This is a genomic window from Kitasatospora sp. NPDC096128, assembly GCF_040303105.1.
Taxonomy (GTDB): Bacteria; Actinomycetota; Actinomycetes; order Streptomycetales; family Streptomycetaceae; genus Kitasatospora.
Genome location: NZ_JBEOSP010000094.1, coordinates 1 through 11,016, shown reverse-complemented (window position 1 = coordinate 11,016; position 11,016 = coordinate 1). Strand labels below are relative to the sequence as shown.

The following is an 11,016-nucleotide window of genomic DNA, read 5'->3' as shown; positions in this document are numbered from 1 at the left end:
CTGAACATCATCGAGCCGTACGAGGACCCGGACACGTTCGACGCGTAGACCAGGTGCTTGCCGTTGTAGACGACGTCGGTGAAGTCCTTCACCGAAGCCCACCCGTTGCCCGGCTTCGCCAGCGAACCCGTCGAGGACCAACGGTAGCTCGACGGCAGGGCGCAGCTACCGCCACCGTTGCCGCCGCCCGGCGGGGTCGGTGCGGAGGACAGGCCGGTCCAGTTCTGGTTGGCGCCGCCGTTGCACGGCCAGATCTCCACCGCAGTGCCGTTGGCGGTGCCGGCGCCCGTGACGTCCAGGCACAGCCCGGACTCCGTGCCGACCACCGTGCCGTCGGAATTGACCTGCCACTGCTGGTTGGCGCCGCCGCTGCAGCTCCAGATCTGTACCCGGGTGCCGGCCGCGGTGGCGTGGCCCGGCACGTCCAGGCACTTGTCCCCGTAGACCGTCAGCTGGTTGCCGGGTGTCGACGTCCACTGCTGGTTGGCGCCGTTGGAGCAGTCGTAGATCTGGAGGGAGGCGCCGTCGCTCCGGGCGGCGTTCTGCACGTCGAGGCACCGGCCGGAACCCGCACCGCGCAGGGCGCCGCTGGTGGCGGCCTGGGCCGTGGTGGTGGCGCCGAGCATGGCCGCGAGGGCTGCCACGGTCGCGAGCAGGGCGGTGAGCACCGTGGGCAACTGCCCGCGGCTGGACGTTCGTTGACGCATGGGGAACTCCTTCAGGACCGGGTGGAGTCGTCGGATGGCATTGTGAGCGCTCACACGAGGCGCCCGCCGGGGTGCCTCGTGCCCCGCGGCTCAGCTCAACCGAAGTTCCAGTGCTGGTTGGCGCCACCGTTGGAGTCCCAGACCTGGACGGGAGTGCCGTTGCCGGTCTGGCCGCCGGGGATCTCCAGGGCCTTGCCGCTGGCGACATTGGTCAGGGTGTAGGAGCCGTCGCCGTTCCGGGCGGCCCGCCAGTGCTGGTTGGCGGCGCCGCCGGCGTCCCAGACCTGCGTCCGCGTCCCGTTGCCCAGCTGGTTGTTCGGCTCGTCCAGGGCCTTGCCGCTGGCGACGTTGGTCAGGGTGTAGGAGCCGTCGTCGTTCTGATCGGCCCGCCACTGCTGGTTGGCGCCGCCGCCGCCGTCCCAGACCTGGAGCTGGGTGCCGTTGCCGTTCTGCCCCGAGGGCTCGTCGAGGACCCGGCCGGCCGCCGTGTCGGTGAGGGTGTAGACGGCGCCGGAGGTGATGCCCCCACTCGGTGTGCCGCCGCCCCCACCGCCCCCGCCGGAGGAGGCGCGAACGGTGATGTTGGAGCTGCCACTGCTCTGGTAGCCCTCGGTGGCCAGGATCTCGTAGTTCATGGTGCCGAGGTTCATGCCGGACCTGGACCACGCGTCGAAGTGGTTCCCGACGGTGATGGTTCCACCGGTGCGCCCGCCCCGGCGGACGCTCCAGTACTGGTTGAAGGTCCTGATGCCCTCGATCGAGGGGGCGTTGTACCGCGTCGTCTCGTAGATGTCGTAGGTGCCGCCGTCGCTGGTTACGGTGCCCTTGTACGAGCCGGTGGGCCGGTAGGAGCCGTAGTTGTCGACGATGTAGTACTCGACGAGCGGGTTGGTGCTCCAGCCGTAGAGCGACAGGTAGGCGTTGCCGTTGGTGCTCCAGGTGCCCGAGTAGGTCACCGGGTTGCGCGAGCCGGTGCTCCAGCCCTTGCCGGCGACGAAGTTGCCGGCGTTGGACCAGGAGGTGCCGTAGTTGCCGCCGCCGTTCAGTGACATCGAGACCGCGCCGCTGCCCTCGGTCCAGAACGAGTAGAAGTAGCCGCCGTCGGTGCCGGTCTGATTGGTGGTCACGGTCGCGGCGTCGGCGGTGCCGGGCAAGACCAGGACGATTGCGAGGGCCGGTGCGAGGACGTGCGCCTTGCCGACGAGCCACCGGAGGCGGCCGGCCTTGCGGCTCTTGGGGTGGGAGGAGTTCACGGGGGGTGGTCCGTCCTGCCGATGGGTGGGTGGGGGTGCGACCCTGCGCCACCGGGGACCGCGAGCGGGCGGGTGGGCCGAACGACGCCGGATGGCGGCGCAGGGGCGCGGTGCTCCGCCAACGTTGCTCCGTCCGGAGTGAGTTGACGTCAGGTGGCCCGGATCCGGATCCGGGCCACGGTCGTTCGCACGTGTCGACGGCGACAGTGTTGGCCTGGACTCGACAAGGTGTCAACTCTTGCGGCAGATACAGCGAAAGTGTCGGCTGCGGCCCGGTCTCACCTCTTCCCGGAAAAGCACTGGTCAGGTGCTCGACGGCCGATGCAGTCGGCGGGGTCCCGCCGATCCCTCGCAGGGAAGGCTGTAAATTTCACGAGCGGGTCTTTCGAAAGTTTCGCGATCGAGTGCGGCGGCTTCAGCCGGACGCCCGGACGACCAGCCGGGTCGGCAGCACCACCGACTCGCCGTGCGCCGGGTGGCGCAGCAGCAACTCCAGGGCGCGGGAGCCGAGTTCCTCCACCGGCTGGCGGACGGTGGTCAGGCCCGGGCGGCAGCGCGCCGCGACGGGCGCGTCGTCGAAGCCGATCAGCGCCACGTCCTCGGGCACCCGCAGGCCGTGCCGCCGCAAGGTTCGGAGGGCTCCCGCCGCCATCTGGTCGGAGGCGGCGAACACCGCGTTCAGCTCGGGGCGTTGGTCCAGCAGCCACTGCATCGCGTGTTCGCCGGAGGCGCTGCTGAAGTCGCCGTACGCCACGGCGGGCCGTGCTGCGGCGAGCGCGGCCACGGCCTGGTGGTAGCCGGCCAGCCGGTCCGCGCCGGCGGCGGTGTCCGGCGGTCCGGCGATGGTGGCCACCGAGCGGCGCCCGGACGCGCACAGCCGGCGCACCGCCTCCTTGGCGCCGGCGAGGTTGTCCGCGTCCACGAACGCCACCGTGCCCGGCTCCGGCGGCCGGCCCAGCGACACCACCGGGACCCTGGCCGCGTGCAGCAACCGGATGAGCGCGGTGTCGCCCCACGGGCCGACCAGCAGCACCCCGTCGACGTGGCCGCCGCACAGGTAGCGCACCAGCGGTGGCCGCCGGGAGCGTCTGGGCACCGTGAAGACGGCCAACTCCCTTTCCGCGCCGGGCAGGGAGCGCCGTAGTCCGGCCAGCAGCCGGACCGGGAAGGTGTCCGCGTGGTACTGCAGTGGATCGGCGAAGACCACGACGGCCACCACGCCGGTCCCGCGGGTGCTGGGCGCCCGGCGGCGGACGTACGACAGCTCGCGCGCTGCCCGTTCCACCCGGGCCGCCACCTCGGCGGAGACCCGGGCGGAACGATTCAGCACCCGCGAGGCGGAGGCGATGGAGACACCGGCCCGACGGGCGACCTCGGCCAAGGTCGGAGCGGGGTCGGCGCCGGGGAAGGGCTGGGACATGGGGGCCGTCCTGGATCGACGCTCGATACGGGAACTGCACCCCGAACTCAGAATGCGCCGCGAACTCCTCGCGCGCCGCTCCACCCACCGCTGCCAGCTTCGTCGGTCGCGGGACCGGCGTCAAGGGATCCGACGCGTTCACAAACCCAGGTCAGGCAGCGTGCCCCGGCGGATCACCTCCGCGTACCAGCGGGCGCTGTCCTTGGCGATCCGGTCCTGGGTCTCGTAGTCCACGTAGTACAGGCCGAACCGCTTGCCGTAGCCGTACGCCCACTCGAAGTTGTCCATCAGCGACCAGAGGAAGTAGCCCCGCACGTCCACCCCGGCGGCGATCGCCCGCCGGACGGCGTCGAGGTGTCCGCGGAGGTAGTCGATGCGCTGCGGGTCGTGCACCGCACCCTCCGGTGTCACCCGGTCGTCGAAGGCGGCACCGTTCTCGGTGACCATCAGCGGCAGTCCGGGGTGTTCGCGGTGGAGACGCAGCAGCAGGTCGGTCAGGCCGGTCGGGTCGATCGGCCAGCCCATGGCGGTGCGCTCGCCGGGCGCGCGGTGGAAGAGCACGTCGGCGCAGCCGGGGAAGGGGGACTGGGCGCCGTCGCCGTGGCCCGCGTCGCGCGCGGCCGCGGCGCCCGGGGCCGATCCCGCCGGCAGAGCCGAAGTCACCGTGGGGTTGTAGTAGTTGACGCCCAGCAGGTCGATCGGCCGGGCGATGGTGTCGAGGTCGCCGTCGTGGATCAGCGCCGACCAGTCGACCAGGCGCGCCGTGTCGACGAGCAGGTCGACGGGGTAGGCGCCGTTCAGCATCGGCCCGGTGAAGACCCGGTTGCCCACGGCGTCGATCCGGCGGGCGGCCTCGCGGTCCGCGGCGGACTCGGTGAGCGGCCGCACCGCGTGGAGGTTGAGCGACACGGCGATCCGCGCCTCCCGGGGCAGGGTCGCGCGCAGCGCCTCGACCGCGCGGCCGTGGCCGAGGTTGAGGTGGTGGGCCGCGCGCAGGGCGGCCGTCCAGTCGGCCCGGCCGGGGGCGTGCACCCCGGAGCCGTAGCCGAGGAAGGCCGAGCACCAGGGTTCGTTGAGGGTGGTCCAGATGCCCACCCGGTCGCCGAGCGCGTCGGCCACCAGCGCGGCGTAGTCCGCGAACCGCTCCGCGGTGTTGCGGTTCGGCCAGCCCCCGATGTCCTCCAAGTCCTGGGGGAGGTCCCAGTGGTAGAGGGTGACCGCGGGCTCGATGCCGTGCTCCAGCAGCTCGTCCACCAGCCGCCGGTAGAAGTCCAGGCCCCGTTCGACGGCCGGCCCGCGTCCGGTCGGCTGCACCCGGGGCCAGGACACCGAGAACCGGTAGGCGCCCAGGCCCAGTTCGCTCATCAGCCGGACGTCCTGGCGGTAGCGGTGGTAGTGCTCGGTGGCGCGGTCGCCGGTGTCGCCGCCGGCCGTCCGCCCCGGGGTACGGCTGAAGGTGTCCCAGATCGAGGGGGTGCGGCCGTCCACGTCGACGGCCCCCTCGATCTGGTACGCGGCCGTCGCGGCTCCCCAGAGGAAGCCGGCGGGGAAGGCCGGGGCGGCGGGGGCGGCCGGGGCGGGCCTGGTCCGTGGGGCAGTCATGGCTGGCTGTCTCCTGTTCCGATGAGGAGGATTGACGAATCGTCGGTTATCGTCGGCTTCCGATCGATCTGATGGATCGTCAGTTCTTGACGGCGCCGGCGGTGATCCCGCCGACGACCTGCCTGCCCAGCAGGGCGAACACCAGCAGCAGCGGTGCCGTCCCGAGTAGCGAGCCGGTGAGGATGACGGCCTGGTCGGAGTCGTACGAGCCGCCGCCGAGGCCGGCCAGCGCCACCTGGACGGTGGGATTGCTCTGGCTCAGCGCGATCATCGGCCAGAAGAAGTCGTTCCAGGACTGCACGAAGACCAGCATGCCGAGCACGGCCATTCCGGGCCGGGCGATCGGCAGCACCACGCTCCACAGGATCCGCAGGCTGCCGGCGCCGTCCATCCGGGCCGCCTCGACCAGGTCGATCGGCAGCGCCTCGGCCAGGAACTGCCGCATGAAGAACACCCCGAACGCGGCGACGAGATTGGGCAGGATCACCGACTGGAGCTGGTCGGTCCAGTGCAGTTTCGCCATGATCTGGTACAGCGGGATCACGCTCAGCTGGGCGGGGACGGCCATGGTCGCCACCACCAGGCTCAGCAGGAGGTTGCGGCCCCGGAACGGCAGCTTGGCGAAGGCGAAGCCCGCCAGGGTCGCGAACAGCACCGTGCTGGCCGTGACGCAGGCGGACACCACCGTCGAGTTGAGCAGCGCCCGGCCCATGTGGACCTCGTTCCAGGCGATGTCGAGGTTGTGCCACAGGCTCCCGCCGGGCAGCAGCGGCGGCGGGGTCCGGGCGATCCGGCTGCCGGAGGTCGAGGCGCCGACCAGGGTCCAGTACAGCGGGAAGAGGGACAGCGCGGCGACGACGATCAGCACCGCGTAGGTGAACGGTCCGGCCCCGGTGAGGCCCCGCGCTCCCGCGCGTCGTCCCGATTTGACGGCCATCGGTGCTCAACCCCCGTTCCGGGCGCGGCGGATGCGGACCAGGGCGAGGTTGAGCGCGCCGATGGCCAGCAGGATCAGCAGCATCGTCCAGGCCACGGCGGCGGCCCGGCCGAGGTGGAAGGCGTACCAGCCCTGGTCGTACAGGTACAGCCCCAGGGTCTGGTACTGGTGGGCCGAGCCGCCGCTGTGGCCGGTCGCACCGCCGCCGAACAGCAGGGGCTCGCCGAAGAGTTGGGTGGCCCCGATGCTGGAGACCACGAGGGTGAACAGGATGGTGGGCCGGATGGACGGCACCGTGACGTGCCGGAACTGCTGCCACCGGTTGGCGCCGTCGAGCGCCGCCGCCTCGTACAGGTCGTGCGGGACGGCCTGCATGGCGGCGAGGTAGATCAGGGCGTTGTAGCCGGTCCAGCGCCAGGTGACGATCGTGGAGACGGCGATCTGGGAGCTCCAGGTGCCGCCCTCCCAGTCGACGTGACCCAGGCCCAGCCCGCCCAGCAGCCAGTTGATCATGCCGTAGTCGCGGCCGAACAGCAGGGTGAACACCAGGGTGGCTGCGGCGATCGAGGTGGCGTAGGGCGCCAGCATCGCGATCCGGAAGAAACCCCGGCCGCGCAGGCGGTAGTTGAGCAGGTGCGCCAGCCCGAGGGCCATCAGCAGCTGGGGCACGGTGGACAGCAGGCCGATGGTGACGGTGTTGCGCAGGGCGTTGCGGAACAGGTCGTCGTGGAACAGCCGGGTGTAGTTGTCGAAGCCGCGCCACTGCATCTGGTCGGAGGTCTGGAGGTCCACGCTGTGCAGCGACACCCAGCCGGTGTAGATCAGCGGGAACAGGCCGAACGCCACGAAGCAGACGAAGAACGGCGCGACGTACAGGTACGGCGAGGCCTTGAGGTCCCAGCGGTAGAGACGGGTGCGCCACGGGCGGGGCGGCGGGGCAGCGGTGCGGGGCGGGCCGGGGGCGGTGCCCGGGACGGCCTCGTCGAGCATGATGGCGGTGTCCTCTCCGGAGAACGGGCCCGTCCCGGCCGGTCGGCTGGGACGGGCGGACGTGGGGCGGGCCCTGGGCGGGGCCCGGGCCGGGCCTGGACGGGGCCTGGGCCGGGCCTGGACGGGGCCTGGGCCGGCCCCGGTCGGTCGCTAGTCGCTGACCTTGTCGTCGATCTCCTTGACCGCGTTGCTCCACGCCTTGGCGGGGTCGCTCTGGTGCTGCTCGATGCTGAGCAGGGCGCCGTTGGTGAGGGTGTCCTTGACCAGGCCGTCCCACTCGCCGATCACGGTCGGCTGGATGGACTGCGCGGTGGCGGCGTAGACCTGGCCGGTGGGGGTGTCGCCGAAGAAGTCGAGCTTGGCGTTCTGCACTTCCGGCTGGGCCAGTGCCTTGACGTTGGAGGGCAGGTTGCCGACCTTGGTGAAGACCTTGGCCTGCTGCTCGGGCGCCGTGAGCCAGGCGGCGAGCGCCACGGCCTCCTTCTGGTGCTTGCCGGCCTTCGGTACGGAGAGGAAGGAACCGCCCCAGTTGCCGGCGGCCGGGGCGGTGGCGATGTCCCACTTGCCCTTGTTGGCGGGCCCGGACTTGTCGGAGACGATGGCCGTCATCCAGGACGGGCAGGCCACCGTGGCGAACTTGGAGTTGGCGAAGGCCTGGAACCAGGGGGTGTCGAACTGCTTGAGGCCGGCGCTGATCCCGGCCTCGATCGCGCCGGTCGACAGGGTCCAGGCGGTCTTGACGGTGGGGTTGTCCTTGTAGTTCAGCTTCCCGCTGCTGTCGACGTACTGCGTGGTGCTGGAGGACACCACGGCGTTGAACAGGCCGCCGGCGGAGTCGGTGAAGAAGGTGCCGGCGGGGGCCTTGGCCTGGTACTGCTTTCCGGCCTCGACGAACTTGGCCCAGTCGCCCTGCCAGAGCTTGGCCACCTGTTCGCGGTCGGTGGGCAGCCCGGCCTGCTGGAAGAGGTCCTTGCGGTAGCAGATCGCCATCGGGCCGATGTCGGTGCCGAGCCCGATGGTGCGGCCGTCCGTGGTGGTGGCCTGCTGCGACTTCCACGGCAGGAAGGCGCCCTTGTCGACCCCGTCGGCCTTGCCGAGGTCGACGAACTTCGCCGACTGCTTCTTGACGACCTGGGCGATCCGGCCGACCTCGACCGCCTGGATGTCGTCCAGACCGCTGCCGGAGGCGAGGTGGGTCTGCAGGGAGGGGTAGTAGTCGGCCTCCTGCTGGACGGTGTGCTCCACGATCGTGATGTCGGGGTGCTCTTTCATGTACGCGTCGAACAGGCCGGCCTCCTTGTAGCCGAAGGTGCCGTAGTCGCCGACGGTCAGGGTGATCCTGCCGCCGGGGGCCGCGCCGGTGGCGGAGCCGGAGCTGTCGCAGCCGGCGACCAGCAGGGCGCACAAGGCTGCGGTCGCGGCGATCGACAGTGGTCCGCGTGTCGTGCGCGTGCTGCGGGTGCTGGGTGCGGTGCGGGCGCTGCGTGCGGGGAGGGTGGCGGTGGCTCTGCCGCCGTGGGTGGTGCCGGGGTTCCGCATGGCCGAATCTCCTTGTCCAGGCTGGTCCGTGGCTGCGGCGCGCGACTGGCGGCCGAGGGTGCTCGGAAACTGGGTGGAGCACGAGTGGGAGCGCTCCCACTACGATGTGGGAAGATTGCTTCGCCGCGCAAGGCGTGTCAAGGTCGTGCAACGGCTCCGTTACCGGACCGTGTCGTCCGGCCGTCCTGGCCGCGGTTGCCGTGTCCGCCGCCGTCCACCGTCCGCCCGGGAGATCGATCATGAACCGAGCCGCGCAGCAGCAGCCCGCTGCCCGCCCCACCCTGGAGGCGGTGGCGGCGCGGGCCGGGGTGGGCCGGGGCACGGTGTCCCGAGTCGTCAACGGCTCGCCCAAGGTGAGCGCCAAGGCCCGCGCGGCGGTCGAGCAGGCCATCGAGGAGCTCGGCTACGTCCCCAATCAGGCGGCCCGCTCCCTGGTCACCTCCCGGACCGACGCGATCGCGCTGGTCATCCCGGAGAACGTCGCGAAACTCAGCTCGGAACCCTACTTCTCCGACATCATCACCGGTGTCTCGGCCGAACTCGCCCATTCCGACCTGCAGTTGCTGCTGGTGCTGGTGCGGGACGAACGCGAGCGGGAGCGGCTGACCCGCTACCTCACCGCCCGCCGGGTGGACGGCGTGCTGCTGGTCTCGGTGCACCAGGACGATCCGCTCCCCGAGCTGCTGGAACGGCTCGAACTGCCCGCCGTGCTCGGCGGCCGCCGCTCGGCGCAGGAGCCGCTGAGCTACGTGCACGCCGACAACGCGGGCGGCGCGCGCGTGGCCGTCCGGCACCTGTTGGCGAGGGGGCGGACGGCCGTCGCGACCATCACCGGGCCGCTCGACATGGAGGGCGCCGCGGCGCGTCTGGCCGGGTACCGCCAGGCGCTCGCCGAGGCCGGGATGCCGGCCGACGAAGGACTCGTCGTCCACGGGGACTTCACCGAGCGCGGCGGGCGTGAGGGCATGCGGGAACTGCTCGCCCGCCGGCCCGGCCTGGACGCGGTGTTCTGCGCCTCGGACCTGACGGCGGCGGGCGCGCTGCAGGCGCTGCGGGAGGTGGGCCGACGGGTGCCCCAGGACGTCGCGGTGATCGGCTTCGACGACTCCGTGGTGGCCCGGCACACCGAGCCGCCGCTCACCAGCGTGCGCCAACCGACCGAGGAGATGGGGAGGTTGATGGTCCAGCTGCTGCTCGAGGAGATCGCCCGGCCGGGCCGGTTCCGGCGGCAGACGGTGCTGCCGACGGAACTGGTGGTGCGGGAGTCGGCCTGATCCCCGCCTGGACCCCGCCAGAAGCCCGGCCGACCCCGCTCGGACCCCGGCCTGACCAGCGTCCGAGCGGGGTCCGAGTGCAGTCCGGCCGGGCTCTTCGAGGCCGGCCCGGCCCGGAGGTCCTATCCGGCGGCCAGGTGGGCGCGGTAGCCCGCGCCGAAGCCCGTCGGAGTGCCGTCGTAGGAGCTGATCAGCGCGGGGCCGCTGCCGCAGTCCCAGGTGTTCCAGGCCCAGGCGAGGTAGGAGACGCCGTGCTGGTCCAGCCAGGGCAGCAGGGTGTCCAGGTAGCCGTGCGCGCAGTCGCTCTCGCCCAGTTCCCCGGTCACCACGGGGACGCGGGTCGCCAGCGGCCCGAGCTGGGCGTCCCAGCAGGAACTGGTGCTGCAGGCGTTGAAGTTGTACGAGTGCCATGAGGCGGCCAGGTTGTGCAGCGGATCGGCCGGCTGGTACGCGGCCCACTGGGTGAGGTCGTTGGCGTACTCCAGGCCGCCCAGCAGCAGGACGTTGTCCGCGCCGGTCGAGCGCACCGCGTCGACCATCGCCTGCATGCCGGCGACCTGGAAGCCGATGCCGGGGCAGCTCCCGCCGTCCCGCCAGCAGGCCCAGCCGCCGGCCTCGCTCCCGGTGGCGCGGGACGGGTACGGCTCGTTGAACAGGTCGAAGACGGTGGCGTCGTCGCCCTTGAAGGTCTGCGCCACCGAGGTCCAGAACGGGAGCGCCCCGGCGGCGTCCGGCATGGGCTTCTGGCAGGTGGCGTTGGCGTCGGAGCAGCCGGCGGACGGTCCGGTGTACGCCCCGTCGGTCCAGTGCAGGTCCAGGACGGCCACCAGGCCGTTGCGGTGCAGCAGGTCGACGTAGCCGCGCACCGCGCTGATGTAGGCCGCACCGGCGTAGCCGGGGTCGACGTTGGAGTGGCCCAGCCAGCAGTCCTCGTTGAGCGGGACGCGGACGGCGTTGATCCGCCAGGCCTTCATCGCGGTGACGGAGGTCTGGTCGACCGGGCCGTCGAAGAGGCCGTGGCCCTGGACGCACATGAACTCGGCCCCGGAGCGGTTCACCCCGTGCAGGGTGATCGGGGTGCCGTCGGCCTTCGCCAGCGTGCTGCCCGAGACGTGCACGGCGGGTGCGGGCCCGCTCGGCGGCGGGGTGGGCGGCGTGGGCGGTGGACTGGTGGGGGGCGACGGGCTCGACTGCGGCCCGCAGGGGGTGCCGTTGACGGTGAAGGCGGTGGGGGCGGTGTTGGGGGCGCTGTAGGAGAAGTTGGCGCTGGTGGTGTAGGTGGCGCCGGGGTTGA

At 71.9% G+C, this 11,016-nt stretch carries 9 protein-coding genes; 1 reads left to right on the top strand and 8 read right to left on the bottom strand.

Annotation, left to right across the window (positions count from 1 at the left end):
• The 7 genes from ABTY61_RS41370 to ABTY61_RS41340 all read right to left on the bottom strand — a co-directional run.
• Positions 1 to 707 (bottom strand): RICIN domain-containing protein (locus ABTY61_RS41370; RefSeq protein ID WP_350510414.1); only part of this gene is annotated, 707 nt, incomplete at its 3' end.
• A 95-nt stretch (positions 708 to 802) separates the two neighbouring features.
• The gene (locus ABTY61_RS41365; protein WP_502895540.1) at positions 803 to 1,960 is read right to left on the bottom strand and encodes a glycoside hydrolase family 11 protein; all 1,158 of its coding nucleotides are present in this window, start codon (positions 1,958 to 1,960) and stop codon (positions 803 to 805) included.
• Between the two features lie 415 nt (positions 1,961 to 2,375).
• Entirely contained in the window at positions 2,376 to 3,380 is a 1,005-nt protein-coding gene (locus ABTY61_RS41360) for a LacI family DNA-binding transcriptional regulator (protein WP_350510413.1), read from the bottom strand.
• Between the two features lie 138 nt (positions 3,381 to 3,518).
• Positions 3,519 to 4,982: a glycoside hydrolase family 1 protein gene (locus ABTY61_RS41355; protein ID WP_350510412.1), complete on the bottom strand. Its 1,464-nt coding sequence runs from the start codon at positions 4,980 to 4,982 to the stop codon at positions 3,519 to 3,521.
• Positions 4,983 to 5,061: 79 nt separating this feature from the next.
• Positions 5,062 to 5,919: a carbohydrate ABC transporter permease gene (locus tag ABTY61_RS41350; protein ID WP_350510411.1), complete on the bottom strand. Its 858-nt coding sequence runs from the start codon at positions 5,917 to 5,919 to the stop codon at positions 5,062 to 5,064.
• A gap of 6 nt (positions 5,920 to 5,925) precedes the next feature.
• Entirely contained in the window at positions 5,926 to 6,909 is a 984-nt protein-coding gene (locus ABTY61_RS41345; protein ID WP_350510410.1) for a carbohydrate ABC transporter permease, read from the bottom strand.
• A gap of 150 nt (positions 6,910 to 7,059) precedes the next feature.
• Positions 7,060 to 8,448 carry an ABC transporter substrate-binding protein gene (locus tag ABTY61_RS41340; RefSeq protein WP_350510409.1) on the bottom strand — a complete coding sequence of 463 codons (1,389 nt, stop codon included), beginning with the start codon at positions 8,446 to 8,448 and terminating at the stop codon, positions 7,060 to 7,062.
• A gap of 239 nt (positions 8,449 to 8,687) precedes the next feature.
• Here ABTY61_RS41340 and ABTY61_RS41335 point away from each other — a divergent pair, with 239 nt between their 5' ends.
• Positions 8,688 to 9,722 carry a LacI family DNA-binding transcriptional regulator gene (locus ABTY61_RS41335; RefSeq protein ID WP_350510408.1) on the top strand — a complete coding sequence of 345 codons (1,035 nt, stop codon included), beginning with the start codon at positions 8,688 to 8,690 and terminating at the stop codon, positions 9,720 to 9,722.
• A gap of 122 nt (positions 9,723 to 9,844) precedes the next feature.
• Here ABTY61_RS41335 and ABTY61_RS41330 read toward each other — a convergent pair.
• The coding region (locus ABTY61_RS41330; RefSeq protein WP_350510407.1) for a glycoside hydrolase family 5 protein at positions 9,845 to 11,016 on the bottom strand (1,172 nt) is incomplete at its 5' end.

Excerpts from the sequence above, each read along its gene's own strand:
- ABTY61_RS41360 (WP_350510413.1), bottom strand. The coding sequence starts at position 3,380 with ATGTCCCAGCCCTTCCCCGGCGCCGACCCCGCTCCGACCTTGGCCGAG.
- ABTY61_RS41355 (WP_350510412.1), bottom strand. The coding sequence starts at position 4,982 with ATGACTGCCCCACGGACCAGGCCCGCCCCGGCCGCCCCCGCCGCCCCG.
- ABTY61_RS41350 (WP_350510411.1), bottom strand. The coding sequence starts at position 5,919 with ATGGCCGTCAAATCGGGACGACGCGCGGGAGCGCGGGGCCTCACCGGG.
- ABTY61_RS41345 (WP_350510410.1), bottom strand. The coding sequence starts at position 6,909 with ATGCTCGACGAGGCCGTCCCGGGCACCGCCCCCGGCCCGCCCCGCACC.
- ABTY61_RS41340 (WP_350510409.1), bottom strand. The coding sequence starts at position 8,448 with ATGCGGAACCCCGGCACCACCCACGGCGGCAGAGCCACCGCCACCCTC.
- ABTY61_RS41335 (WP_350510408.1), top strand. The coding sequence starts at position 8,688 with ATGAACCGAGCCGCGCAGCAGCAGCCCGCTGCCCGCCCCACCCTGGAG.